Annotated in this window: 22 protein-coding genes and 2 tRNA genes; 15 read left to right on the forward strand and 9 right to left on the reverse strand. The window is 62.6% G+C overall.

Annotated elements, in window-relative coordinates; all coding sequences use genetic code 11:
* Positions 1-25 precede the first annotated feature (25 nt).
* Complete coding sequence (locus PCJ49_RS10330) at positions 26-1,510, reverse strand: leucyl aminopeptidase (protein ID WP_269910849.1); 1,485 nt, start codon at positions 1,508-1,510, stop codon at positions 26-28.
* A 270-nt stretch (positions 1,511-1,780) separates the two neighbouring features.
* Between PCJ49_RS10330 and lptF the strand changes: the two genes are divergently transcribed.
* The 5 genes from lptF to rsmA are packed head-to-tail and all read left to right on the forward strand — an operon-like array spanning position 1,781 to position 7,250.
* A complete protein-coding gene (gene lptF, locus PCJ49_RS10335; protein ID WP_269910850.1) occupies positions 1,781-2,902 on the forward strand; it encodes an LPS export ABC transporter permease LptF in 1,122 nt (373 codons plus the stop codon).
* Positions 2,903-2,905: 3 nt separating this feature from the next.
* Positions 2,906-4,000, forward strand: coding sequence for an LPS export ABC transporter permease LptG (lptG, locus tag PCJ49_RS10340; protein ID WP_089287794.1), 1,095 nt, complete (start codon positions 2,906-2,908; stop codon positions 3,998-4,000).
* 56 nt (positions 4,001-4,056) lie between these two features.
* Complete coding sequence (locus PCJ49_RS10345) at positions 4,057-5,370, forward strand: peptidylprolyl isomerase (protein WP_269910851.1); 1,314 nt, start codon at positions 4,057-4,059, stop codon at positions 5,368-5,370.
* Positions 5,371-5,374: 4 nt separating this feature from the next.
* On the forward strand, positions 5,375-6,397 hold the full coding sequence (pdxA, locus tag PCJ49_RS10350; RefSeq protein ID WP_269910852.1) for a 4-hydroxythreonine-4-phosphate dehydrogenase PdxA: 1,023 nt from the start codon (positions 5,375-5,377) through the stop codon (positions 6,395-6,397).
* On the forward strand, positions 6,390-7,250 hold the full coding sequence (rsmA, locus tag PCJ49_RS10355) for a 16S rRNA (adenine(1518)-N(6)/adenine(1519)-N(6))-dimethyltransferase RsmA (protein WP_269910853.1): 861 nt from the start codon (positions 6,390-6,392) through the stop codon (positions 7,248-7,250). The genes pdxA and rsmA overlap by 8 nt, the downstream gene beginning before the upstream one ends.
* A gap of 98 nt (positions 7,251-7,348) precedes the next feature.
* Here rsmA and PCJ49_RS10360 read toward each other — a convergent pair whose 3' ends face one another.
* The 6 genes from PCJ49_RS10360 to PCJ49_RS10385 form a co-directional block, all read right to left on the reverse strand.
* Positions 7,349-7,639, reverse strand: coding sequence for a hypothetical protein (locus PCJ49_RS10360; RefSeq protein ID WP_269910854.1), 291 nt, complete (start codon positions 7,637-7,639; stop codon positions 7,349-7,351).
* A 219-nt stretch (positions 7,640-7,858) separates the two neighbouring features.
* Complete coding sequence (locus tag PCJ49_RS10365; RefSeq protein ID WP_269910855.1) at positions 7,859-8,308, reverse strand: response regulator; 450 nt, start codon at positions 8,306-8,308, stop codon at positions 7,859-7,861.
* A 288-nt stretch (positions 8,309-8,596) separates the two neighbouring features.
* Positions 8,597-9,289 carry a class I SAM-dependent methyltransferase gene (locus PCJ49_RS10370; protein ID WP_269910856.1) on the reverse strand — a complete coding sequence of 231 codons (693 nt, stop codon included), beginning with the start codon at positions 9,287-9,289 and terminating at the stop codon, positions 8,597-8,599.
* Between the two features lie 148 nt (positions 9,290-9,437).
* Complete coding sequence (locus PCJ49_RS10375; RefSeq protein ID WP_269910857.1) at positions 9,438-10,220, reverse strand: enoyl-CoA hydratase-related protein; 783 nt, start codon at positions 10,218-10,220, stop codon at positions 9,438-9,440.
* 109 nt (positions 10,221-10,329) lie between these two features.
* On the reverse strand, positions 10,330-10,632 hold the full coding sequence (locus tag PCJ49_RS10380) for a hypothetical protein (protein WP_269910858.1): 303 nt from the start codon (positions 10,630-10,632) through the stop codon (positions 10,330-10,332).
* A 131-nt stretch (positions 10,633-10,763) separates the two neighbouring features.
* On the reverse strand, positions 10,764-11,450 hold the full coding sequence (locus PCJ49_RS10385; RefSeq protein WP_269910859.1) for a TetR/AcrR family transcriptional regulator: 687 nt from the start codon (positions 11,448-11,450) through the stop codon (positions 10,764-10,766).
* Positions 11,451-11,476: 26 nt separating this feature from the next.
* Between PCJ49_RS10385 and PCJ49_RS10390 the strand changes: the two genes are divergently transcribed.
* A complete protein-coding gene (locus PCJ49_RS10390; RefSeq protein WP_269910860.1) occupies positions 11,477-12,685 on the forward strand; it encodes a serine hydrolase domain-containing protein in 1,209 nt (402 codons plus the stop codon).
* Positions 12,686-12,811: 126 nt separating this feature from the next.
* Here PCJ49_RS10390 and PCJ49_RS10395 read toward each other — a convergent pair.
* Positions 12,812-12,901 (reverse strand) — tRNA-Ser (locus PCJ49_RS10395).
* 238 nt (positions 12,902-13,139) lie between these two features.
* On the opposite strand from PCJ49_RS10395, the gene PCJ49_RS10400 reads away from it, so the two are divergent.
* The 6 genes from PCJ49_RS10400 to gatB all read left to right on the forward strand — a co-directional run bounded on the left by PCJ49_RS10400 (position 13,140) and on the right by gatB (position 20,606).
* The gene (locus tag PCJ49_RS10400) at positions 13,140-15,479 is read left to right on the forward strand and encodes a response regulator (protein ID WP_269910861.1); all 2,340 of its coding nucleotides are present in this window, start codon (positions 13,140-13,142) and stop codon (positions 15,477-15,479) included.
* 85 nt (positions 15,480-15,564) lie between these two features.
* The gene (locus tag PCJ49_RS10405; protein WP_160105736.1) at positions 15,565-15,939 is read left to right on the forward strand and encodes a response regulator; all 375 of its coding nucleotides are present in this window, start codon (positions 15,565-15,567) and stop codon (positions 15,937-15,939) included.
* Positions 15,936-16,406 (forward strand): GNAT family N-acetyltransferase, encoded by a 471-nt coding sequence (locus PCJ49_RS10410; RefSeq protein WP_269910862.1) that lies wholly within the window; start codon positions 15,936-15,938, stop codon positions 16,404-16,406. Before PCJ49_RS10405 ends, PCJ49_RS10410 begins: the two co-directional genes overlap by 4 nt.
* A 91-nt stretch (positions 16,407-16,497) precedes the next feature.
* Positions 16,498-17,667: a PQQ-dependent sugar dehydrogenase gene (locus PCJ49_RS10415; protein ID WP_269910863.1), complete on the forward strand. Its 1,170-nt coding sequence runs from the start codon at positions 16,498-16,500 to the stop codon at positions 17,665-17,667.
* 103 nt (positions 17,668-17,770) lie between these two features.
* The gene (locus PCJ49_RS10420; RefSeq protein WP_269910864.1) at positions 17,771-19,036 is read left to right on the forward strand and encodes a hypothetical protein; all 1,266 of its coding nucleotides are present in this window, start codon (positions 17,771-17,773) and stop codon (positions 19,034-19,036) included.
* A gap of 115 nt (positions 19,037-19,151) precedes the next feature.
* Entirely contained in the window at positions 19,152-20,606 is a 1,455-nt protein-coding gene (gatB, locus tag PCJ49_RS10425; protein ID WP_269910865.1) for an Asp-tRNA(Asn)/Glu-tRNA(Gln) amidotransferase subunit GatB, read from the forward strand.
* Between the two features lie 83 nt (positions 20,607-20,689).
* Here the strand turns inward: gatB and PCJ49_RS10430 are convergent, their stop codons facing one another.
* Positions 20,690-21,337, reverse strand: coding sequence for a DUF3313 family protein (locus PCJ49_RS10430; protein ID WP_269910866.1), 648 nt, complete (start codon positions 21,335-21,337; stop codon positions 20,690-20,692).
* Positions 21,338-21,633: 296 nt separating this feature from the next.
* Here PCJ49_RS10430 and PCJ49_RS10435 point away from each other — a divergent pair.
* The 3 genes from PCJ49_RS10435 (at position 21,634) to PCJ49_RS10445 (ending at position 24,791) form a co-directional block, all read left to right on the forward strand.
* Positions 21,634-21,725, forward strand: a tRNA-Ser gene (locus PCJ49_RS10435).
* A 96-nt stretch (positions 21,726-21,821) separates the two neighbouring features.
* Positions 21,822-22,163, forward strand: coding sequence for a hypothetical protein (locus tag PCJ49_RS10440; protein ID WP_269910867.1), 342 nt, complete (start codon positions 21,822-21,824; stop codon positions 22,161-22,163).
* Positions 22,164-22,283: 120 nt separating this feature from the next.
* Complete coding sequence (locus PCJ49_RS10445; RefSeq protein ID WP_269910868.1) at positions 22,284-24,791, forward strand: M10 family metallopeptidase C-terminal domain-containing protein; 2,508 nt, start codon at positions 22,284-22,286, stop codon at positions 24,789-24,791.
* The last annotated feature ends 6 nt before the right edge of the window (positions 24,792-24,797 follow it).

The raw sequence follows: 24,797 nt of genomic DNA on the forward strand, positions 1-24,797 counted from the left end.
GCCCCTGTTTATATAGGGCTTAAACTTACCCTTCGTAATGGGTGGCGACCAGATGATCCAGCAGGCGCACACCGAAGGCGGTGGCGCCCTTCGGCACCACGCCCTTGTTTTCCTTGGTCCAGGCGGTGCCGGCAATGTCCAGATGCGCCCAGGGCGTGCCATTGACGAAGCGCTGCAGGAACTGCGCCCCGATGATGGAACCGGCGGTCATCGGGCGGCCAATGTTCTTCACATCGGCCACGTCGCTGTCGATATCCTTGTCATAGGCGGGCGACAGCGGCAGACGCCACAGCTTCTCCCCCGTCGCCAGACCGGATTCGGTCAGCTTGGCGGCCAGATCGTCATTGTTGGAGAACAGGCCGGCATGTTCATTGCCCAGGCTGACGATGATGGCACCGGTCAGCGTGGCCAGATTGACCATGAATTGCGGCTTGAACTGATCCTGCGTGTACCAGAGCGCATCGGCCAGCACCAAGCGGCCTTCGGCGTCGGTGTTCAGCACCTCAATCGTCTGGCCGGACATGGTGGAAACGATGTCGCCCGGACGCTGGGCATTGCCATCGGGCATGTTTTCCGCCAACGCCACGACGCCGACGACATTCACCTTGGCCTTGCGGCCGGCCAGGGCGGCCATCAGGCCGATGACGGTGCCGGAACCGCCCATGTCCCACTTCATATCCTCCATGCCGGCCGCCGGCTTGATGGAGATGCCGCCGGTATCGAAGGTGATGCCCTTGCCGACAAAGGCAACCGGGGCGTCACCCTTGTTGCCGCCATTCCACTTCATCACCACCAGACGCGGCGGCTGGGAAGAGCCCTGGCCGACGCCCAGCAGCGCGCCCATGCCCAGCTTCTTCATCTTCTTTTCGTCGAGAACCTCGACTTCCAGGCCCAGCTTTTCCAGCTCCACGCAGCGGTCGGCCAGCGTTTCCGGATAGATCACATTGGGCGGCTCCGACACGACATCGCGGGTCAGGAAGATGCCGTCGGCGATCTTTTCCAGCCGTTCCCAGGCCTTCTTGGCGCCCTTGGCGGCGGTCTGCACGGTGACCTTCTTCACCGACGGCTTCTTGTCGTCGGCCAGCGTGGTGCGATACTTGTCAAAACGGTAGCTGCGCAGCAGCGCGCCGAAGGCCACTTCGGCGGCAAACGGCCCGGCCTCGATCGCCAGACCGGCATGATCATCCACCACCAGGGTCAGCTCAGACTCGCCCGCATATTGCACAGCGGCCAGGGCGGCAGCGCCGGCATTGTTGGCGGCCAGCGCACCCGGCGCCCCACCGATGCCCACCAGCACCAGACGGCCCAGTTCCAGCCCTGCCGGGGCCACCAGAGCCAGCACTTCATCGGCCTTGCCGGTGAAGCGGCCCTGTTCCATGGCGCGGGTGATCTGGCCACCGCTGGCCTTGTCCAGGCTGGCGCCGATGCTGCCCAGTGCGCGGTCGGCGGCAACGGTGATGGCCAGATGACCCGATTTCGGCAGGTCCGGTGCGGAGAAGGCGATCTTCATGGATATGGCTCTCTGGTTGGCTGTCCGGGCAGGATGAACCCTGCTCCACCGGTTCCGGTGGTTGTGTGTATGGCAGAGAGTCGATAAAGAACAGCAGCGTTGTGGTGTCAAGGGCAGTGGCACATTAAACTTGGATGGCAGGCGATAAAGCGGCCTGCCACGATGGCGACGCAATCAGCGGCTACCCCTCGGCATTTGACAGGGGGCTTGCCGTCCCTAAAGGGTAGTTTGGGCGACAGGCCGGCGGGCCCGCCATCGTTTCAGGGCAAGATGAACCAGATCAACCGCTATCTGTTCCGGAACCTTCTGATTGCCACGCTGGTCGTGACCAGCGGGCTGTCGGCTGCCATCTGGCTGACCCAGTCCCTGCGGCTGGTGGCGCTGGTGGTGGAGGGGGGGGCCTCGCTGATGGCCTTCTTCCGTCTGGCCATGCTGACTTTCCCCACCTTTCTGGCGCTGGTGCTGCCCTTTGGCCTGCTGGCAGCGGTGTTGTTCACCTATCACCGGCTCACCATCGATAGCGAACTGGTGGTGATGCGGGCGGCCGGGCTGGGGCCGCTGGCCCTGTCCAAACCGGCCTTGCTGCTGGGCGGCGGGGTGATGGCGGCGTGCTTTGCCCTGACCCTGTTCCTGGGGCCGTCGGCGCAGCGTGAACTGGTGGCCCTGCGGCAATCGGTCCGCAGCGACATGTCTGCCGCCTTGCTGCGGGAAGGCACCTTCAACGAGCTGGGGGACGGGCTGACCGTCTATGTCCGTGATCGTCTGCCGGACGGCACCCTGATCGATCTGCTGATCCATGATGCTCGCCAGCCGGGCATCATCAACACGGTGGTGGCGGAGCGGGGAACCCTGGCTGACCTGGATGGCCAGCCGCGCGTGTTGGTGCATGATGGCACGCAGAGCAAATACACAATGGCCACCGGCAAGACCGAATGGCTGGAATTTGAACGCTATGCGGTGGATTTGCAGTCCCTGCGCAAGGAACTGACGGATCGCTGGGTCGAACCGCGGGAGCGCACGCTGACCCAACTGCTGCACCCCAATAATTCGCCTGAAGATATCCGTTTTGCCGGCCGCCTGCGGGCGGAACTGCATAACCGTTTCGCCAGCCCGTTCCTGGCGCTCAGCTTCACCATCATCGCGCTTGCGGCCCTGTTGCCGGGCGAATTTTCCCGCCGGGGGCGGGGCGGCCGCATCACAGCCGCTGCCGTCGGGGCCCTGGTCCTGCAAGCGTCCGTCATGGGTATAGCCAACCTGATCAGCAAATTACCGGCCATGACGCCGCTGCTCTATGCCGTGGCCATTCTGCCCATTCCGCTGGGGCTCTGGTACGTGAACCGTAACCGCATCGGTGGCCGCCGGCCGGTCGCCACCGCGCCGGAAAGGGGGTGAGCCATGCGCCTTTCCGCGACCCTTTCCCATTATATCGGCCGGCAGTTCCTGCTCTGGTTCGTGGCCGGGCTGGCGGCGCTGCTGGCACTGATCTACCTGCTGGATACGGTGGAACTGTTGCGCCGCGCCGCTAACCGGCCGGAAGCGACCTTCGATATCGTCATTTCCATGGGGTTGCTGAAACTGCCGGAGATCGGGCAGGAGGTGTTCCCCTTCGTCATCCTGTTTGCCGGCATGTACACATTCTGGCGGCTGACCCGCACCCAGGAACTGGTGGTGGCGCGGGCCAGCGGTATCAGTGTCTGGCAATTCATGACGCCGGTACTGGGCTGGGCCGTCATCATCGGGCTGGTGCTGATCATGGTGCTGAACCCGATCTTCGCCGCCATGATGAAACGCTATGAGACGCTGGAAAACCGCTATCTGCGCGGTCAGGTCTCCTCGTTGGATATCGGTTCCTCCGGTCTCTGGCTGCGGCAGGTGAACAAGGATGGCAGCTATCGCATCCATGCCGACAGCCTGGTGCCGGGCCGGATGGAGATGCGGCGGGTGATGGTGCTGATCTCCACCCCCGAACGCAAATTGGCGGCCCGGCTGGACGCCGCCTCTGCCGTGCTGGCCGACGGGTTCTGGGATCTGTCGGAAGTCTGGTATAACCAGCCGGGGGAACCGGCGCGCTTCCTGCCGCGTTACCGGCTGGCGACCGACCTGACGGAAGAGCGGATTCAGGACAGTTTCTCCTCGCCCGACACGCTTTCTTTCTGGGCTCTGCCGGATTTCATCCGCACGCTGGAACTGACCGGTCTGTCGCCGCTGCGTCACCGGCTTTACTGGCACACGCTGCTGTCCCAGCCGGTGCTGTTCGCCGCCATGGTGCTGCTGGCGGCCGCCTTCTCCCTGCGGCAGATGCGCGGCGGCGGCACGCTGGCGCTGCTGGGGGCGGGGGTGGTGTCGGCCCTGGTGCTGTTCATCGTCAAGGACGTGATCCATGCGCTGGGCCTCTCCGGCTCCGTACCGGTGGTGCTGGCGGCCTGGGCCCCGGCGGGGGTGACGGTGATGCTGTCCGTCGCCGCCCTGTTGCATACGGAAGATGGCTGATGGCCTCTGCCGGTACGCTTTGCCTTCGCGCCGTTCCTTCTCTATAAGAAGCCCCCATGATGCATTCTTTGACCCGACGGACCATGACCAGCTTCCTGCGCAAAGCCCTTCTGGGTGCCACCGCCTTCGCCCTTGTTGCTGTGACGGTTCCGGCGGGCCGGCTGGCCCATGCACAACAGGCGGCACCGCTGGGCCGCATTGCCGCCGTCGTCAATGAATCGCCCATTACCCAGGCCGATGTCGAAGGCCGGTTGCAGCTGGCCATCGTCTCTTCGGGACTGCCGGATACGCCGGATACGCGCAAGCGTCTGCTGCCCCAGGTGATCCGCATCCTCACCGATGAGGCGCTGCAGGTGCAGGAAGCGCGGGAACGCAAGCTGTCCGTCACCGAGGATGAGCTGAACAACGCCCTGTCGGACATGGCGGAACGCAACCGCATGACGCGGGATCAGCTGCAGCAGGCCTTGCAGCAGGCCGGCGTGCCGTGGAGCACCATGCGCCAGCAGATGCTGGCCCAGCTGGCCTGGAGCAAGGTGGTACAGCGCGTGGTGCGCCAGCAGGTGAATATCCCCGACAGCGAAGTGAACGCCTATATCGAGCGTATCCGCGCCAATGCCGGTAAGCCGGAATATCAGGTGGCGGAAATCTTCCTGGCGGTGGACAACCCGGCCAATGAACAGGAAGTGCAGAATCTGGCGGACCGGCTGGTCGACCAGATCGGCAAGGGGGCGAATTTCGCCGCCGTTGCCCAGCAATTCTCCCAGTCTGCCGGCGCGGCCACCGGCGGTGATCTGGGCTGGATTCAGCAGGGCCAGTTGGAAGAGGCGCTGGATCGCGCCTTGCAACAGCTGCATTCCGGGCAGTTCTCCCGCCCGATCCGGGGGGCCGCCGGTTATCATATCCTCTGGCTGCGCGACCAGCGCACGGTGGCGGCCGGCGACCCGAAGAATATCCAAATCAGCCTGGGCCAGTTCGTGGTGCCGGCCCCTTCCGATCCCAACCAGCAGGGCGCGCTGTTCGATGCGGTGAAGCAGCTGGGGGAAGGGGTGAAGGGGTGTGAGGCTTTGCAGCAGGCGGCCTCCAAGATCCATGGCGCCCAGGTCTTCACCCAGCCGCTGACCAAGCTGGGCGACATTCCCGAACAGATCGCCGGTCTGGTGGCGGGTTTGGGCGTGGGCAATGCCACCCAGCCGCTGGTGACCGACAAGGGCACCATGCTGCTGATGGTCTGCGACCGGGTGGTGCCGGAAGGCAGCCTGCCGCCGCCCGATCAGGTGCGCTCCGCCCTGTTCCAGGAACGGATGGACCTGCAGCAGCGCCGCTATCTGCGCGACCTGCGCCGTCAGGCCACGATCGAGACGAGGCTGTAAGGCGATGGTGACAGCCCCCCTTGGTTTGACCATGGGCGAACCGGCCGGCATCGGGGGCGACATTGCCCTGATGACCTGGGCGGGAAGGCAAGGGCGGCCCGTGCCGCCCTTTGTCATGCTGGACGATCCGCAGCGGCTTGCCGCCCTGGCGGAACGGCTGGGGCTCAAAGTCCCGATGCGTGTGGTTGCGGAAGGGGAGCTGGCTTCGGTTGCGTCCCTGTTCGCCGATGCCCTGCCGGTGCTGCCGGTGCCCCTGTCGCACCCGGTGCAATTGGGCCAGCCAGACCCGGCCAATGGGGCCGCTGTCATTGCCAGCATTGACCGGGCGGTTGATCTGTCGCGGCGCGGGTTGCTGGCGGGTGTCGTCACCAACCCGATTCAGAAAAGCGCGCTGTACGCCACCGGCTTCCGCTGGCCCGGCCATACGGAATATCTGGCCCATCTGGCCGGCCTGCCCGATGATGGAACGGTGATGTTGCTGGAAGGCGGCGGGCTGCGGGTAGTGCTGGCCACCATCCATCTGGCGCTGAAGGATGTGGCAGCACATCTGACAGCCGATGCCATTCTGCATGTCGCGCGCGTCACCGATGCCGCCCTGCGGCGCGATTTCGGCATTGCCAGCCCCCGGCTGGCCGTCGCTGCGCTCAATCCCCATGCAGGGGAGGGCGGGGCCATGGGGCGGGAGGAGATGGAGATCATCGCCCCCGCTGTGGCCGCACTGCAGGCCGAAGGCATCAATGCCAAGGGGCCGTTCCCGGCCGATACCCTGTTCCATGCCGGCGCGCGCGCCGCCTATGATGTTGTGGTCTGCATGTATCATGACCAGGGGCTGATTCCATTGAAGACCCTGGATTTTGACCAGGGTGTCAACATCACTCTGGGGCTGCCCTTTGTCCGCACCTCACCCGACCATGGCACGGCCTTGTCGCTGGCGGGCACGGGCAAGGCCAGCCCTACCAGCCTGATCGCCGCCCTTCATGCCGCCCGATCCATTGCCAGCCGCCGTTTAGGGCTTTCCTGTGACTGACGTGAAAAGTAATGACGGGCGTGACCTGTCGCATCTGCCGCCCTTGCGGGATGTCATCGCCACCCATGATCTGGCCGCCAAGAAGGCGTTCGGCCAGCATTTCCTGCTGGACCTGAATGTCACCCGCCGCATCGTGCGGGAGGCGGGGGATTTCAACGATCTGCATGTGGTGGAGGTGGGTCCCGGTCCCGGCGGCCTGACCCGCGCGCTGGTGGAAAGTGCCGCTGTGCAGGTGCTGGCGGTGGAACGCGATCCGCGTTTTGCGGCGGCGCTGGGCGATGTGATTACCGCCTCGGCCGGCCGGTTGCAGCTGGTGGAGGCCGATGCGCTGACGGTTGATCCGGTCGATCTGGTGCCCGCACCGCGCGCCGTGGTTTCCAACCTGCCTTACAATGTCGGCACGCCGCTGCTGATCGGCTGGCTGAAGCGGATCAGCGAATATCGTTTCCTGGCCCTGATGTTCCAGAAGGAAGTGGCCGATCGCCTTGTCGCCCGGCCCCGTACATCGGCCTATGGTCGGTTGTCCGTTATGTGCCAATGGCTGGCTGAATGCCGGACCATCATGGATCTGCCGGCCCGCGCCTTCACCCCGCCGCCCAAGATCGACAGCGCCGTTGTCCGGCTGACACCGCGGGTGCGACCGGCGGACGATCCGGACTTCTCCACCATGGAAACGTTGGTGGCCGCCGCCTTCGGGCAGCGTCGCAAGATGTTGCGCGCCAGCCTGAAAACCTTGATGCGGGAGCCGGAACCCGTGCTGCTGTCGGTTGGGATCGCCCCCACCGCGCGGGCGGAGGAAGTGGATATTGACGGATTTGTCGCGCTGGCCAAGGCATGGCGCGCGACACGTTGAGAATAGTTCCCAACGCAACGATCACAACTGAATGACAAAGGCCGGGGCAATGCCCCGGCCTTTTCATCAACCGTTCAACCCGGTTGACCGGCAACCGATCAGTTGCTGGTGCCGCTCTGCGGCGGGGTGGTGGTGGTGCCTTCGGCCGGCGGGGTTGCACCCTCGGTCGGCGGGGTGGTGGTGGTGCTGTCAGCCGGCGGCGTGGCCGTGCTGTCAGCCGGGGGCGTGGTCGGAGCCGGGGTGGCCGGCGGCGCGGTGGTGCCCGACGGTTCCGGCGGATTGGACGTCGCCGGCGGCGGGGTGGTTTCCGACTGGTTCTTTGCCTTGTCGCCGCAGGCGGCCAGCCCCAGCACCATCAAACCAGAGAAAACCCAAGGAAGCACGCGCATGTTCTTCGCTCCTTCATATAAACCGGTGGTCCATTCCCGCAGGTGCGGGTGGATTTTCCACCCATAACCGGCCGTTGCACGGCCGTTTTCCCCTGTAACAACAGAGTAAGGGTCCATTCGGGTCAGGAAAAGCCAAAAAGCACTTAATTTCAGCATTCCGGTCTTTCAAGACCCGATCTTTGTTTCACCTAACGACACAAATGCGGCAAAGCCGTGATCTCAGCCTGACGTTTCCGTGTTTTGGTGCAAACGCCGACAGGCGAGATCAAGGGCGGCGCGCAACTGGCTGGCGGCATAGGGCTTCTGCACGAATCCCAGCGGATAGGTCTGGGCCACCCGCGCCATGGTCTGTTCATCTGCATAGGCGGAGAGATAGACGCTGCGGACACCATAATCCGCCCGCAGGCGGCGGGCGGTATCCACCCCATCCACGGGGCCGCGCAGGCGGATATCCATCAAGGCCAGATCGGGTCTTTCCGCCTGTGCCAGGGCGATGGCTTCCAACTCCGATGCGGCGATTCCCACCACCTCATACCCCAGTTCCAGCAGCGTCAGGCGGATACCCAGGGCCACCAGCGCATCATCCTCAACCACAAGAATCCGGGGGGGCAGGGCCGATAGGGGCGCTGCCTGGGTGTTCCTGTCGTCGGAGATACCGGTGTCTGACATCAGGTAAAGCCAATCAGGTTCATTTGCAGCGGACGCCCGTTTTAATACGGGCGCAGGAGACCGCTGCGGAAACCGATTGCCAAGGCCGGTCATCCGCTGTCAGTTGCCCCATGACCACCTGTTACCGCCAAACCCGCATCAAGGGCAAGCCGTCCGCTTGGTCGAGCCGGTAGGACTTACGGCAGGGGTACGTTAACCATGCTACTCATAACGTATAGTGGTGTTCGACAGCTTGTCCGCCCCGAACACACCAGTGTCGGCGGCTTCATGCTATGATCGGGGCCGCGTTCAGCGGCGGATAAGCTGCCAGAGCTGCAGCATCGGTTGCCCCTGATACCGGGCCCATTTCGGGTTCAAGGCGGCCAGCCTGTCATCGCCGGCCACATCGTGCCGCTCCCGCACCTGAAAACCCGCCCCTGTGGCCGCTGCCGCCAGTTGCTCGGCCGTGTGCGGATAGCTGGCCAGCGACACGTCCATCCCGGTTTCGGCATCCTTGAAATGGGCAAAGGTGCCGGCTTCTGTCCGCGCCGGATGAATCTCTGAGATGAAGAAAGGCGCGCCAGGCCGTAAGCTTCTGGCCAGATGGCGGAAGAAGCGGGGCAAATCGGCGATATGTTCCAGAACCAGGGCCGTCAGGGCGGCATCAAAGCCGGCTTCTGCCAGCTCCAGGGCCAGGAAATCGCCTTGCAGCAGGGTGGGGGCGGGTCCCAGCTTGGCCCGGGCCATGGCCAACATGCCGGGGGATTGATCAACCCCCGTCACCTGTTTTCCAGCCGCCAGCAGCCGCGCGGTGTGGCGGCCGGTACCGCAGCCAATTTCCAATATGTTCTGGCCCGGAAACCCTTTCCAGAAGTCAGGAAAGGCCAGTTCATCCATCGCCACGGTTGGGTTGGGATACTGGTCGTAAAAGCCGGCCCAACGGTCATAACCGTCAATATTGGTCTGGCGATGGTCGTGGGAGGCCTGTTCGGTCGTGCGCATGATCCATATCCCCTGTTTTCCGTTCACCTGTACGGATAAGGGGCATGGATATTTATCCCAAGGTCGGGAGCGGCGCCACCGCAGGCATGAAGATGCCCCAGGATGGCGACCGGGCGCAAGCCTCCATCCTCTGTTGTCGGGAACGGGGTTAGGAATAGGGGAAATGCGGCTTGCGTTTTTCGCGGAAGGCATTGCGCCCCTCCGTGAAATCGGCTGACTCCACGGCATCCAGAAACGCATCCAGGCTCTCGCTGTCATCCTGCTGCTGCCCGGCCAGGACGCGGGCCACCATCTTCTTTATGGCGCGGATGGACCATTGGCTGTTGGCACTGATCTGGGCGGCATAATCCAGCACGGCGGGCTCAAGGGAAGCCGCCGGCACCACCCGGTTCACCAGCCCGATGGCCAGAGCCCCGGCTGCGTCCAGCAACCGGCCGGTGAACAGCAGATCCTTGGCATGGGCCGGGCCCACCGTCTCAACCAGCCGTTTTGTATCGCCCAGCGGATAGACCAGCCCCAGCTTGGCGGGGGTGATGCCCAGCTTCGCATCATCGGCAGCAAAACGCAGATCGCAGGCCAGCGCCAGCCCCATGCCGCCGCCCACACAGGCCCCCTGGATCATGGCCAGGGTCGGCTTGGTACAGGCGGCCAGCCCTTCCATGGCGGCGGCAATGTCGCTGGCATAGGCGGCCGTGCTTTGCCGGGTGGCATAGGCGCTCTCAAATTCGGAAATATCGGCACCGGCGGCAAAACAACCGCCCGCCCCCTGCACCAGAAGCAGTTTGATGGCCGGATCGGCCTCGGCTTCCGCAACGCGAAGCGCCACGCCCTGCCACATTTCCTGGCTCAGCGCGTTGCGCTTTTCCGGCTGGTTCAGGATCAGGCGGCCAATGCCCCCTGCTTGGCGGATCAACAACACCTTGTCGGACATGGGGCGACCTGTCGGGGAACGGATGCTTCCCCCTATCATCACGGCCCCATACTGTCGATGGCGACCACCCGGCCCCATCCATTACGCGGATTAAAGGAAGGGCGTTGGTTCAGCCGCGCCGGCGGACAGCAATGGGAACCGGCACCAGTTCCACACGCCGGGGCCGGCCGCGCGGCGGCTTCCCCTCATCATCATAGGGCAGCAGCATGACGGCGAAACCGATCTGCAGCCCGCCGAAGGTCAACCCGATCAGGAAGCAGAAGGCGCTGAGGCCGATCCAGCCCAGCGAGGTCGCCTGGGCCAGGCTGCGCAGATGGGCAAAATCGAAGCCGACAGCAATAGCCGCCGATACCACGCCCAGGGTGAAACCGGCCAGAGCATGGCGCAGCATGAAACGGATCAGGAAAGGCATCCCGGCCTCCATCCAGCGAATCATCACAGAGGCTGATGCTACATCCGCCTGTGCGGGCAGACGACAGGTTTTTATGCAACCAGCCACAGCCCTCTACGAAGGCACACCGACCAATCCGTCACGGCGAGGGATCACCGCCCACCATCCATCCGATGGCGGTGCAGTTCCGCAATGCCAAGATGAGCGATGCCTGTAAGCTCGGCTTCCGTCGCGCCATCGCGCGCCTGTACCGACATGCCCTGAACCAGAGCGCCGATGAAACGGGCAAGTGCCGCGACATCTGCATCCGGTCGGAGCGCGCCTTCATCAACAGCGTGCTGCAGTCGGTCGCGGAAGGCGATCAGTGTCGCACGCCGCAAACCGGCGACAATCTCCGCTACCGTATCATTCTCGATGGCGCAGGTAAGAACGGCTGTTGAGATCATGCAGCCCGGCGGCCGGCCCGGCTTACAGAACTCCCGCGCCGAATCGAGCAGAACACGCTCGAAGGCAACCATGATGTCGCTATTGCTTAGGGCTTCGGCGGTGGCCGCACCGATCTCGGCCTGATACCAGCGCAGCGCTTCGGCATAGAGGTCGGCCTTTGAGCGGAAGGCGGCGTAAAGGCTCTGGGGCGTGATCCCCATTGCCGCCGTCAGGTCGGCAATGGATGTGCCTTCATAGCCAAGCCGCCAAAAAAGATGCCCCGCGATAGCCACCGCCTTTTCGCGATCGAAAGCCCGTGGGCGTCCGCGCGGGCGCGGAGCGGCAGATTTGTTATTTATCACATCGATCACTCTAGAAATATTCCTGGCGATCCTGTATTCAGGATCGATCACTCATTATATATCGGAATAGAGCTGCCATGCGGAGGACCTTTGTTGGCCTTCTCTCCCTGACCCTCGCCTTTGCCGCGACGGCAGCACCCGCTGCCGATCCGGCGATGACGGCCCGACTGGATCAGGCGATCAACCAGGCCATAGCCAGCAAGCGAATTGTTGGCACGGTCGTGCTGGTCGCAAACGAGGGGGAGATCATCTATCATCGCGCTGCGGGCTTCGCTGACCGCGAAGCAGCAAGGTCAATGCGTGAGGATGCGATCTTCCGCCTCGCCTCGATTTCCAAGCCGATCGTCTCGGCGGCATTCATGCGGTTGGTCGAAGACCAGACCGTCGATCTCGACGATCCTGTGACGAAATGGTTGCCGGACTTTCGGCCGCGCATGGCGAACGGGGATGAGCCGTCAATCACCCTGCGGCAGTTGCTGACGCATATGTCCGGCCTCAGCTACCGATTCCTGGAGCCGGCGGGTAGCCCCTATCACCGGTTGAACGTCTCCGACGGTATGGATCAACCAGGGCTTGGCCTCGACGAAAATCTGCACCGTCTCGGCCAAGCACCGCTCGCCTTTCATCCAGGCGACGGCTGGCGTTATTCATTGGGGATCGACGTGCTCGGCGCTGTGATTGAAAAGGCGACGGGAGAGCGCTTGCCAGACTTGGTAAGGGCGAGGGTGACAGGCCCGCTTGAGATGCGCGATACCGGCTTTGTCGTCACCGATCCATCGAGGCTGGCCACACCTTATGCGGATGGCGCGCCGGAACCGATTCGGATGACCGACGGCATTTTCGTGGCACTGTGGAATGCTGGTGCCAACTTTGCGCCGAGCCGGGCGCTCAATCTCGCGTCATATGCGTCGGGTGGTGCGGGTATGGTCGGTACCGCTGGCGATGTGTTGCGGTTTCTGGAAACGATCCGCACCGGCGGCGGCAGTATTCTTCTGCCGGCCACCGTCGCCGCGATGATGCGCGATCAGGTTGGGCCAAAGGCACAAACACAGGGCCCCGGCTGGGGCTTCGGCTATGGTTGGGCGGTCCTCAATGACCCGGCAAGCGCCGGCACACCGCAATCCGCCGGCACGATCCAGTGGGGTGGCGCCTATGGCCATAGCTGGTTCGTCGATCCAGCTCGAAAGCTAACCGTCATCGCCCTCACCAATACCGCCTTTGAAGGCATGTCAGGCGCATTTCCCATCGAAATCCGTGACGCCGTCTATGGTGGAAAGGGAGAGTGATGGCTTGCGGCAATGCGTCAGGGGGAGGCTGAAACATCGCCGGCCTCAGTGCGGTTGCACCGTGTGGCAATCAGCGCTGTTTTGGCGACAAGGGCGCGACATATGGCGCGGGAAAGGCGCCTGAGATGGCGGAAGAGGTGGGATTCGAACCCACGGACAGCTCGCACCGTCGCTGGTTTTCAAGACCAGTGCCTTAAACCACTCGGCCACTCTTCCTGCACAGCCGCCCAGGCTATCGCCCGGCAATGCGGATGTTGGCCGAAACGCCTAAACGAACTGAGGCCGGAGGGCAAGCCTGTTTTGTGTGGCTATGCCGTGCGACGGTTGAAAGCAGCGAGGAACGGGTGAAGGTTGAGTTGTGTGGCTACTTTGATATGCTTTAATGGTCAGATGACCAGACAGCACCAATATACCGGCGACAGGGCTGAAGTCCGGTAAGAGGAAGGGGCCTGTGATGGAGGGGGAGGACGGCGACGATCTGTTCGCGCCGGAGGAGCCGGATGCCGGTCCTGCCGGCAATGGATCGGATTCCTTTGCCCCCTTGCCCCCCTGGCCTGTCCTGGTGGTGGATGATGATGAGGAAGTCCATGTGATGACGCGGCTGGTGCTGGGCCGGCTGCGTTACAAGGACAGGGCGCTGGAATTGCTGACCGCCCGTTCCGCCGCAGAGGCGGAAGCGATTCTGCGGCGGCGCGATGACATCGCTGTCGCCCTGGTTGATATCGTCATGGAAACCGATGATGCCGGGCTGCGGCTTGCGCGCTGCATCCGCAATGAGATCGCTAACAGCGACATCCGCATCATCTTGCGCACCGGCCAGCCCGGACAGGCACCGGTGCGGGAGGTGATCGTCAGCTATGACATCAACGATTACAAATCCAAGACCGAACTGACCTCGGAAAAGCTGTTCATCACCATCGTTACCGGCCTGCGTGCCTATGACAATATTCGCAGCGCGCGGGAGGCGGAAAGCGCCAGCCGTCTGAAATCTGCCTTCCTGGCGGCGATGAGCCATGAAATCCGCACCCCGATGAACGGGGTGCTGGGGATGCTGGAACTGCTGGGCCATAGCAGCCTGACAGCTGAACAGCGGGAAATGCTGGAAACAGCGCGCGATTCGGCCGGCACCCTGCTGCATATCATCGACGACATCCTGGATTTCTCCAAGATTGAAGCCGGCCGCATGGATATTGAGCGGCAGCCGCTGGATATCCATGCGCTGATGGAAGGTGTTGCGGAAACCCTGGCCCCGGCTGCCCGCAAGAAGGGCATCGCCCTTCACCTGCATATCTGCCCGACCATTCCCCCATCTTTACTGGGCGATCCGGTCCGCCTGCGGCAGGTTTTGTTCAATCTGGCCGGTAATGCGGTGAAATTCACCGAGCGGGGCCATGTTGCCATCCGTCTGGAACGGGTGGCGGGTGCCGCTTCCAAGGGGCTGGCCCTGCGCCTGACGGTGACTGACACCGGTATCGGCATTCCTGATGAGTTGAAGGCCAAGCTGTTTCAGCCCTTTACCCAGGCGGACAGTTCCACCAGCCGCCGGTTCGGCGGTACCGGGCTGGGCCTGTCCATCACCCGGCGTCTGGCCGAATTGATGCAGGGGCGCATCGGCCTGGAAAGCCAGGTCGGCCAGGGCTCCACCTTCTGGGTGGAACTGGAATTGGAGGAAGGGCCGGGCGAGGGGGAGGAGTCCCTGTCCTTCCCCGGCCTTTGTGTCGCTCTGCGGCTGTCTGATCCCTTGTTGCGCCAGACGCTGGAGACCTATCTGACGCATGTCGGCGCGGTGGTGCTGAATGATGATGATCGGGCGCTGCCGGATATCACCATCGCCGATACGGCATCGGCCCTGTCCGGCCCTGGCAAGGCCATTCTGCTGGTGGATGGCGAAGCCGGTCGGCCGGCGGGGGTGGATTATTTTCTGAGCCGGCCAGTGCGGCGTGCGGCCCTTTATCGGCTGTTGGCCAAGGCACAGGGCCTCTATGCCGAGGAGGTGGCGGAGCCGGCAAGGCCCGCCCCGACGGCCCCGCCGGGGCGGGATGCGGCAGCGGCCAGCGGCCGGCTGGTGCTGGTGGCGGAGGATCACCGTGTCAATCAGATGGTGATCAGCCGGCAGCTGGCGCTGCTGGGCTATGCCTGTGACATGCATTCGGATGGCCGCTCGGCGCTGGCCGCTTGGCGCCAGGGTGGCCACGCCCTGCTGCTGACCGATTGCAACATGCCGGAGATGGACGGGTACGAACTGACCTCTGCCATCCGCGCGGCGGAGGTGGCGGAAGGCCGTCAACGTCTGCCCATCGTGGCCCTGACGGCCAATGCCATGGCGGGGGAGGACCAGCGCTGCATCAATGCCGGTATGGATGGTTTCCTGTCCAAGCCGCTGGACCTGAAACAGCTGCAGGAATGCCTGGAACGCTGGGGACGGAGGGGGGAGGAACCGGCGGCGGCCGATGACCGGCTGCCGGATGCCGATTTCGATCCTGCCATGACGCTGGCCCTGTTCGGCTGCCTAGATGCCGATGCCCGGGATTTCCTGGCAACCTTTGTGGACAGCCTGCAACCGCTGCGGGACGAGAGCCTGTCGGCCCTGGCGACGGGCGATCTGGAAACGGCGCGCGCCCGCATCCACGCGCTGGCCGGTGTGGCCAAGAATGGCGGGGCCGATCCGCTGGGCCGCTTAGCTGACCGGATCGAACAGGCGCTGCGGGCCGGCGATGGGGCGGAAGCCTCCCGCCTAGCCACAGCGCTGCCCGATATGGTTGGCCGGGTGATCAGCGCGATTGCACAATTATAGCCATATCAATCTTGTCACGTTAGTATCCGCGCGATCTATTACGCGCCGCGAGGGGTAGATGGTCGGCTTTGTCAGCTTCTCACGCATGAACGCCCTGATTGTGGAGGATCAGTCCTTCATTCGGACCGTCGTATCCCGCATCCTGAAGCAGCTTGATTTCAACAATATCTGGGAAGCGGAGGAGGGGACAGCCGGGCTGGATATCGCGTTGGAGCGGCGGCCCGATGTCATCATCTGCGATATTGAGATGGAGCCGATGGACGGGCTGACCTTCCTGCAGCAGTTGCGCCAGAAGGAAGAGCTGGGGCGGCGGACGCCGGTGATTTTCCTGACCAACCATGCCCAAAAGGACATTGTCCTGAAAGCCCGCGATCTGGGCGTCAACGCCTTCATCGCCAAGCCGGTGACCGTTATTGGCCTGCGGGACAAACTGGCTGTGCTGCTGGGGGTTCGCCGTTGAGCCCGCCCGCCCTGGCAGGGTTGCGTTTCGCCTGGCAACCTTTTGCCGCCTTCGATGCAGCTTCCCTCTATCGGGTGCTGCGGTTCCGGCAGGATATTTTCATCGTTGAACAAAATTCCGCCTATGCTGATCTGGATGGGCTGGACCCTGTCTGTGACCATCTGCTGGTGACGGATGGGGCAGGGGATTTGGCGGCCTATCTGCGGGCCCGTGGTCCCGCTGAGGGGGAGCCGGCCTTTATCGGCCGTATCGTCGTGGCCCCTTCCTGGCGTGGCACCGGGCTGGGGCGGCATCTGGTGGCCGCTGGCCTGGACCATCTGGCCCGGCATTATCCTGCTGACCCCGTCCGTATCGGCGCGCAGCTTCATCTCGAAGGGTTTTATGCCAGCTTCGGGTTTGTCACCGACGGGCCGCCCTATGATGATGGGGGCATTCCGCACGTGACCATGTGGTTGCGGGGCGACTGAGCGGCTTTTTTGCCGCCTTCGCCCCTTGGTGTGGCACTGGTTACCCCCTATCTAGGCCTGCAATCATAATCCAGCCGGAGATGGGAACCCCATGTTCATCCGCGCCGCTTTGCTTGGCAGTGCCCTTGCCCTTTTCAGCCTGACCGCCTCGGCGGCGCCCCAGGAATTCACCAGTTTTCCCGTCCCCAAGGCCCGGCATGATGTGAAGGTGACGGTGGTTGCAGAAGGGCTGGATACGCCCTGGGCCATCGCCTTCACGCCCGATGGCCGCATTCTGGTGACGGAACGGACGGGCCATCTTCGGGTGATCAAAGATGGCAAGCTGTTGCCCGACCCGGTGAAGGGTCTGCCGGTGATTGAGGAGTTTGGCCAAGGCGGTCTGCTGGATATCGCGCTAGACCCCGATTATGCCAGCAATCGCTATATCTACCTTTCCTATATGGAAAAGGCAGAGAAGGGTGCCGACGCCAAGCCGCGCGATCAGGACAAGGGCAATCGTACGGTGGTGGCGCGTTTCACCGATGACGGTGCATCCTTCACCGATATGAAGGTGCTGTACCGTGGCAGTCTGGTCAGCAGCCGGCTGCATTTCGGCAGCCGCTTCGCCTTTGATCCGCAGGGGCGGCTCTATTTCGGGATTGGGGAACGCGGGCAGCAGGATCGGGCGCAGGATCTGCTGGATGCGGCGGGCAAGGTCTTCCGCCTGGAACGTGATGGCAGCGTGCCGGCGGATAACCCCTTTGTGGGCCGCGCCGATGCGCTGCCGGAAATTTTCACCTATGGCAACCGCAATCCCCAGGGGCTGGCCACCCAGCCGGGCAGCGGCCTGATCTGGGAAAGCGAGCATGGGCCGCAGGGCGGCGATGAGATCAACATCATCCGCCCCGGCACCAATTATGGCTGGCCGGTCATCACCTATGGCAAGACCTATGGGCTGGGGATGAAGATCGGCGAAGGCACGGAGAAGGAAGGCATGGCGCAGCCCGTGCTGTATTTCGTGCCCTCGCTCGCCCTCTCGGGCATGACGTTTTATGAGGGGGCCACACTGCCCTTCTGGCGTGGCGATCTGATTGTCGGCCTGCTGGCGGGTGGCATCGCCCGGCTGGATGTCGAGGGTGACAAGGTGGTGGCCACCGAACGGCTGCTGGAGGCGGAATTGCCGCGCACCCGCGATGTGGCGGTCGGGCCGGATGGCCGGCTTTACGCGTTGATCGAGGCACCGGGGCCGGAAGGCAAGCTGGTGCGCATCGATAGAAAGTAGCATGACATCCGGGTGTAACCCCTATCGGATATATTGGTTCTGGACAAAATGCCCTGCCGGTCGCATGATTTAGGCTGCGCGGCCGGTAGGGGAGGGCTTTGTCATGGCGCTTTCTGGAAGCGTTTCCAGCATTCTGGGTGCCACCCAGAAACTGTTCCAGGCCAAGGCACAGGCCGCGTGGAAGCAGATCGCTGACGCCAACAAGGCGGCCAGCCTGCAAGGTGCGGCAAATAAGCAAACCCCGCAGAGTGCCGCGACCGCTGCGATCCTGGACAGGGTTGACCCCGCCACGCGGAAGAAGCTGCAGGCGATGCAGAATGACACCGATTCCCTGGTCAAGAAACTCTCTGACAGCGGCGGGGAATCGAAAAAGGAAGCCGCCACGCGCAAGGCTGATGAGGCCAAGCGCAAATTGAAGGCATTGAAACTGCAAGCGCAGATGGCGGCTGCCTCTGGTGACAAAAAGGCCGCCGCCCGCATTGCGCGCGAGGTTTCCCAGCTGGCCAAAGAGTTGGGGCAGGCGGCCAAGGATTATGGCGGCGGCGGTACCGATGCGGTAACGGCCGTTACCGGTGCCCATTCCGCGGCTGCCGCGACAGCGGGTGCGGCCAAAGGGGAGGCTGCCGCTGCGGCTACTGCGGCAACACCTGTTGCAGCCACTGTTCAGCCGGGCGCCACAGCACCCGCCGCAACGGCCGGGGACGTTGCTAAGGCCCAGGCTGCTGCTGCTTCAACGGCGGCGGTTGCCCCGCCTCCTGCGCAGACAGAGGCCTCGGAAAAGGCTACCGCCGAGGCGGAAGGGGCGGAGGCGCCGGTTACCGCTGAAAGTGAAAGCTCCGCCGATACCGACACGGAAGCGAAGGGTGCGGATACAGCCGCCCCTGAGGTAACCGATAAAACGGCGACCGATAAAGTGCCGGCTGATGGGGCGAAGGCGGGAGCCACAGCCGCTGCGAGTAACCCCACCAGTGCCAGTAAAGCGGCGACCGATAAAGCGGCCACCGATAAAGCGGCCACGGATAAAGCGCCGGCTGATGGGGCGAAGGCGGGAGCCACGGCCGCCCCGAATAATCCCACCACTGCCGCGCGGACCGAGCTGGATGCCAAGCGCGAAGCCATCATGAAGGAAGGTGCCGCGCGCAAGGCCGCCGGCGAATTCTATAACGATGTGCGCGGCAGCATGGCCCAGCTCCGGTCCCTGCTGGATCAGATGAAAAGGCTGGCCCGGCGTGATGGGGAGCCGGGGACAGCAACCCAGATGGATCAGGCCTCCCGCGACATGGCGGAGGGGGAGCAGATGCTGAATGATGCCGCCGGCCCGGGTACGATCGCCTTGCCGGCGGGTTCGCTGGTGCAAATATCTGTCTGATTGGCATCACAGCAGCGCTGATACAGCCATAAAGCGTGGCAAGCCCCTTGCCCTTTGCGGCGAATCCCGCCAGAAAACAACCTTGTCTATTTCCGTTACTCAGAGCGCAGAGACGATGGCTTACCGCATTCAGGGCGAGACGGGTGAGTGGGAGGTTGTGATCGGGCTGGAGGTTCATGCCCAGGTCATTTCCAAGGCGAAGCTGTTCAGTGGCGCTGCCACGGAATTCGGTGCCGCGCCCAACAGCCAAGTGAGCTTCGTTGATGCCGGCTTCCCCGGTATGCTGCCGGTGATCAATGAATATTGCGTCGAACAGGCGGTCCGCACGGGCCTGGGCCTGAAGGCGCAGATCAACCTGCGCAGCGTCTTCGACCGCAAGAATTATTTCTATGCCGATCTGCCGTCGGGCTATCAGATCAGCCAGTTCAAGCAGCCGATCGTCGGCGAAGGCACCATCATCCTGGATCTGGCCGATGGTGCCACGCGGGAGGTAGCGATTGAGCGGCTGCATCTGGAAATGGATGCCGGCAAGTCGCTGCATGATCAGCACCCGTCCAAAACCTATGTCGACCTGAACCGGGCCGGCGTGGCGCTGATGGAAATCGTCTCCAAGCCCGACATGCGGGCACCGGAAGAGGCGGCGGCTTACTTGCGTAAGCTGCGCACCATCCTGCGCTATCTCGGCACCTGTGATGGCAACATGGAAGAAGGCTCCATGCGTTGCGACATCAACGTGTCGGTGCGCAAGCCGGGCGGCCCGCTGGGTACGCGTACGGAGACCAAGAACGTCAATTCCATCCGCTATGTGCAGCAGGCCATTGAGTATGAGGCGCAGCGCCAGGTGGAACTGATCGAGGAAGGCGGCGCGGTGGTGCAGGAAACCCGGCTGTGGGATCCTGGCAAGAATATCACCCGCTCCATGCGCTCCAAGGAAGAGGCGCATGATTACCGCTATTTCCCCGATCCGGACCTGCTGCCGCTGGTGCTGGAACAGGGTTTTGTCGACCAGATCAAGGCCACCCTGCCGGAACTGCCGGACGACAAGAAGGCCCGCTTCATCGACCAGTACAAGCTGACGCCCTATGATGCCGGCGTGCTGGTGGCCGAGCGGGTGCGTGCCGATTTCTATGAGGAAGTGGCCAAGGGCCGCGACCCGAAGATGGCGGCCAATTTTGTCATCGGCGATCTGCTGGGCGCCCTGAACAAGACCGGCAAGGATATCAGCGAATCGCCGATCTCCGCCGCTGATCTGGGCGGGCTGATCGACCTGATCACCGACAACACCATCTCTGGCCGTCTGGCCAAGGATGTGTTTGCCTTGATGCTGGAAACCGGCAAGCCGGCGGCGGTGATCGTCGATGAGCAGGGGTTGCGGCAGGTGACGGATACCGGCGCCATTGATGCCGTCATCGCCCAGGTGATGGAAGCCAACCCCGACAAGGTGGCAGAATATCGCTCCGGCAAGGACAAGCTGTTCGGCTTCTTCGTCGGCCAGGTGATGAAGGCCAGCCAGGGCAAGGCCAACCCGGCCATGGTGAACGACATTCTGGCGCAGAAGCTGAAAGGCTGATCAACAGTCAGCCCTGTCGGTTCAGTAAAAAGGCCCCGGCGGTGACGCCGGGGCCTTTTCTGCATCCAGGGGATGCGTACGGATCAACTGCCCTGGTTGGCAGCCGGTACCAGCAACTTGGTCAATTGCTTGGCCCAGCGGCTGCTGAATCGGTCCGCATCACCATAGAAGGTGTAGGTATTCACATTATCGGGGAAAGGCAGCCCCATATCCGCATCGGCGATGGTGGCCAGCACCTGGCCGGACTGGCTGTCGCGGATAACGGCCTGGAAAGCGGCACTGCCGACGGAATAGACCCGGTCCACCATGGTGCCGCTGGCCTTGCGGGCATTATAGGCGCGGTTGGGCACATAATCGGTGAAGGTGATCTCCAGCTTCAACACGCCAGGGCCCGCCTGATCCACCAGGGCCGGCCCCATGGCCTTCTGCAGCTTCTCGGTCAGATACTCGATGGCGTGGTCGCGGTCACGGTTGGACAGCAGCACCTCATCGAATCGCCGTTCCACGGCCAGCCCGATGGGCGCCAGCATCACCTTGCCATAGCCAGCCAGATTAACGCCGGGGCGCACCATCAGCTTATCCAGCGTATCATGGTCCTGTTCCACCAACCCTTCATTGGGCAGGGGCGGGGCTTTCTCTGACTTCACCGAATCCCAGGCGCTGGCGGCATGTGCCGCCGTGCCGGCCAGCAGCATCAGCGACAGCCCCAGCACCCCGGCGAGCCGTGCCATGGTGTTGCCGGAACGAATCATTGTTGAAGGAATGGGGGTGGCCGGCATTACCGGACCCGGGGCATGATGTCCGAACATCGTTCGATCTCCATGATTTGGCGGCGGAAACCCCGCCGAACAGCCTTCTGGGCGGCTTTTCGCCGGGTCGCCCCCGTCCCGGCATGGTCCGCAAGCCCGTGCGGAACATCTTTTTACAATGGGGTGAGTTAGAGGCGTTGACAAGCCCGCTTCATACCCTTAAACACGCCTCCACCGACGACGCCAGTGACCGAAAGGGAACGGGCGGCACACGGTGCGGAGGGGTGGCCGAGCGGCTGAAGGCAACGGTTTGCTAAACCGTCATACCGGGAAACTGGTATCGTGGGTTCGAATCCCATCCCCTCCGCCATCTACCTGATAGAGACCAGGAACCGGGCCGCTCACGCGGCCTTTTTTCTTTTGGGGTTATAGGGTTTAGCGCCTGCGGTTTTACCGTGGAGCAGCGGTGGCATTGCGTCGTGACCCGGATTCGGCGTCTACGTCTTCAACCGACTTTACCGGTCCCGTTCCAGTACAGATTCAGAAATCCGAACAAAAACCAACGCTTATGCATTGGATCAGCGTCTTCATTTTAAATAATTCGGGTTGGTTGCCAGACAAAATCGCCTTCTATGAAACCGTGGACGAAAGCGAGAATGCCGTCCAGATGATGGATAATAACGCCCTGAATGCGATCACACACGAAAAAAGTTGCATTTTTGGCAGTCATAAGCGTTTTATACGAAATGGTGGAGATGAGAGGAATGTTGATATTTCTATATTATTTCGCACAAACAATTTGCCCTGACCTGGACCTGTAAAATTTCATAGTGGATTTCAGATAGTAAGCCCACCTTTACCGATCTCCCTTGATCATGACCGCGCAAAGGAGATTATGCTGATCCGGTTTTGGGCCGTGGGGTGCTGAATGTGCGTTCTCTGTGGAATTCCGGGTGAAACCCATGCGGTGACGGCCGCGGAACTGGCCGCGGCCGCGGCCGGTGGCAGCAAGCCGGTCTGGACTGATCGCCAGATTGTGGACCAGCTGGTCTATATGAATGGCCTTTGGTCATCGGGGGCCCGGATCGCCTTCAGCTTTCCAACCAGCAAGCCGGCCTCCGCTGTCGGTGCGGATTATACCGGCTTCAACAGCTTCTCACCGGCCCAACAGGAAACGGCCCGGCTGGCCCTGTCTTTATGGTCCGATGTCACAAGGTTGAACTTCGTCGAAACCACCAGCATTAGCGGGGTGGATGGACGCATCAGCTTTGCCAATTCCAATACGATAGAGAATGGTGTCTGGGGTTTTGCGTTCACCGATGGGGTCAATCGCCCGGTCTGGGTCAACCAGGCGCCCAATGACAGCTGGAATGCTGCACCGGGCCAATATGATCTTCTGGCCCTTATTCATGAAATCGGCCACACCCTCTCCCTCAGTCATCCAGGGGCCTATAATGCCAGCGATAATGGCAGCATAAGCTATACTGCCAATGCGGAGTTCCAGCAGGACAGTCTGCAATATACGGTGATGTCCTATTTCGGCGCCCGCAATACCGGGGCAAGCCATGCGGGCAATTATGCCTCCACCCCTTTGCTTTATGATGTGTTGGCTGTTCAGGATGCCTATGGGCGCAATTACACCACGCGCAGCGGCAATACGACCTATGGCTTTAACAGCACGGCTGACCGGCAGGCGTTCAATTTCAGCCAGAACAGCACCCCGGTGGTGACCATCTGGGACGGCGGCGGCTGGAACCGGCTGGATCTTTCCGGTTACAGCATGGCGCTTTCCGTCGATCTGCGGCCCGGTTCCTTCTCCGATGTGGCGGGGCTGACGCGCAACCTCTCCATCGCCTATGGCACCTTCATGCAGGAGGCGGTGGGGGGCAGCGCCGCTGATCAATTCACTGATAATGCGCTGGCCAATCTGCTGTCGGGCGGGGATGGGGATGATGTGTTCACCCTGCGGGCCGGTGGCAATGACACGGTGAATGGTGGGGCTGGCAATGACACGCTGGTGCTGCTGGGGCGCCGTGCCGATTATCTGGTCAATGCCAATGCCGACGGTTCCCTGTCACTGCTTGGGCCGACGGGGAACCTGCTGGTCAGCAATGTTGAGCAATTCAGCTTCGCCGGCGGTGGGGACAGCTTGACGCGGGACCAGCTGGCGGGTTCGGGCTTCAACGGGCTGTTTTATCTCGCCTCCAACCCTGATCTCATCGCCCTTTTCGGCGATAATCTGGCGGCGGCTGAACAGCATTGGCTGACCGTTGGCCGCCAGGAAGGGCGCAGCCTGACCCGGTTTGATGCCCTGTCTTATCTGGCCAGCAACAAGGACCTGATCGCCGCCTACGGCAAGGATTTCACGGCCGCCACCTTGCATTATATCCGCTATGGCTGGTCGGAAGGGCGCAAGACCGACGGCTTTGACGGTTTGGCCTATATTGCCAGCGACCCGGTGCGGATGGATACGATCGGGCTCAGCGTCCGAGGCGGGATGCTGGATTATGTCAGCGATGGCTATGCCAAGGGGGCAGGGATCAGCTTCAATCCCTTATCCTACATCGCGTCATATGCGGATTTAAGCGCGGCTTTCGGCCCCAATGCCGATGCCGGGATGCAGCATTATTTCAGCTTCGGTTATCCAGAAGAACGGCGTGTCTGGTTCGATCCGCTGGCCTACACCGCCTCTTATGCCGACCTGATCCAGGCTTTCGGGGCGGATGATACGCTGGCGGCCCAGCATTATATCCGCTTTGGCCGGGCGGAGGGGCGGGAGGTTGGCTTTGACCCCTATTCCTATGCCCTCTCAAACCCCGATCTCGTCAGGGTCTATGGCATCGATGCGCGGGCATGGACCGCACACTATCTCAGCCTTGGCTATGCAGAGGGCCGCGCCACCCATCTCCTGGACGTGGTGGGGGTGGCGATGAGCATGGGCGTATCCGGCACCAGCGGACAGGATTGGCGGGAGAAACTTGTGCGCCAGGCCGCATCCGGCGCCACAATGACCGACAATTATGCGACTGAGGGCACGCCACAGGCACATCTGCTGACGCACAATCAGCTACACCGGGATAGTTTGTTCAATGCCAGCGACATGGATTGGTACCTGTTCCGCGCTGACGCCAGAACCAGCCTTACCTTGAAGGTTGATCTTGTCGGCGGCACGGGTGCCGGCAATGCCCTGGTTGAGCTGCGCGATGAGAAGAACGATGTCATCGTGAGCACGGCCCTGCGGAACGGCCACGCCACCATTGATTTTTATACACAGAAAGCCGAGGAGGTTTACGTTTCCATCAAGGCCAATAATGCCTATGTCGGCACCTATGAGGTGACGGTTGCGCAGACGGCCAATGATGTGGCGGCCTCTCCCGCCGCACCCGGCGCTGCCGCAGCCCTGCCGGAGACGGATTGGGGGCTGTTGATCATGTGACCGGTG

It is taken from the genome of Niveispirillum sp. BGYR6, from assembly GCF_027568365.1.
In the GTDB taxonomy this organism is placed as follows: Bacteria; Pseudomonadota; Alphaproteobacteria; order Azospirillales; family Azospirillaceae; genus Niveispirillum.

Coding starts and splice junctions, on each gene's coding strand:
- PCJ49_RS10405 (WP_160105736.1), top strand. CDS start 15,565: ATGAACGCCCTGATTGTGGAGGATCAGTCCTTCATTCGGACCGTCGTA.
- PCJ49_RS10375 (WP_269910857.1), bottom strand. CDS start 10,220: ATGTCCGACAAGGTGTTGTTGATCCGCCAAGCAGGGGGCATTGGCCGC.
- PCJ49_RS10430 (WP_269910866.1), bottom strand. CDS start 21,337: ATGGCACGGCTCGCCGGGGTGCTGGGGCTGTCGCTGATGCTGCTGGCC.
- lptF (WP_269910850.1), top strand. CDS start 1,781: ATGAACCAGATCAACCGCTATCTGTTCCGGAACCTTCTGATTGCCACG.
- PCJ49_RS10365 (WP_269910855.1), bottom strand. CDS start 8,308: ATGTCAGACACCGGTATCTCCGACGACAGGAACACCCAGGCAGCGCCC.
- PCJ49_RS10400 (WP_269910861.1), top strand. CDS start 13,140: ATGGAGGGGGAGGACGGCGACGATCTGTTCGCGCCGGAGGAGCCGGAT.
- pdxA (WP_269910852.1), top strand. CDS start 5,375: ATGGTGACAGCCCCCCTTGGTTTGACCATGGGCGAACCGGCCGGCATC.
- PCJ49_RS10360 (WP_269910854.1), bottom strand. CDS start 7,639: ATGCGCGTGCTTCCTTGGGTTTTCTCTGGTTTGATGGTGCTGGGGCTG.
- PCJ49_RS10415 (WP_269910863.1), top strand. CDS start 16,498: ATGTTCATCCGCGCCGCTTTGCTTGGCAGTGCCCTTGCCCTTTTCAGC.
- PCJ49_RS10370 (WP_269910856.1), bottom strand. CDS start 9,289: ATGCGCACGACCGAACAGGCCTCCCACGACCATCGCCAGACCAATATT.
- PCJ49_RS10420 (WP_269910864.1), top strand. CDS start 17,771: ATGGCGCTTTCTGGAAGCGTTTCCAGCATTCTGGGTGCCACCCAGAAA.
- PCJ49_RS10380 (WP_269910858.1), bottom strand. CDS start 10,632: ATGCCTTTCCTGATCCGTTTCATGCTGCGCCATGCTCTGGCCGGTTTC.
- lptG (WP_089287794.1), top strand. CDS start 2,906: ATGCGCCTTTCCGCGACCCTTTCCCATTATATCGGCCGGCAGTTCCTG.
- gatB (WP_269910865.1), top strand. CDS start 19,152: ATGGCTTACCGCATTCAGGGCGAGACGGGTGAGTGGGAGGTTGTGATC.
- PCJ49_RS10330 (WP_269910849.1), bottom strand. CDS start 1,510: ATGAAGATCGCCTTCTCCGCACCGGACCTGCCGAAATCGGGTCATCTG.
- PCJ49_RS10345 (WP_269910851.1), top strand. CDS start 4,057: ATGATGCATTCTTTGACCCGACGGACCATGACCAGCTTCCTGCGCAAA.
- PCJ49_RS10445 (WP_269910868.1), top strand. CDS start 22,284: ATGTGCGTTCTCTGTGGAATTCCGGGTGAAACCCATGCGGTGACGGCC.
- PCJ49_RS10390 (WP_269910860.1), top strand. CDS start 11,477: ATGCGGAGGACCTTTGTTGGCCTTCTCTCCCTGACCCTCGCCTTTGCC.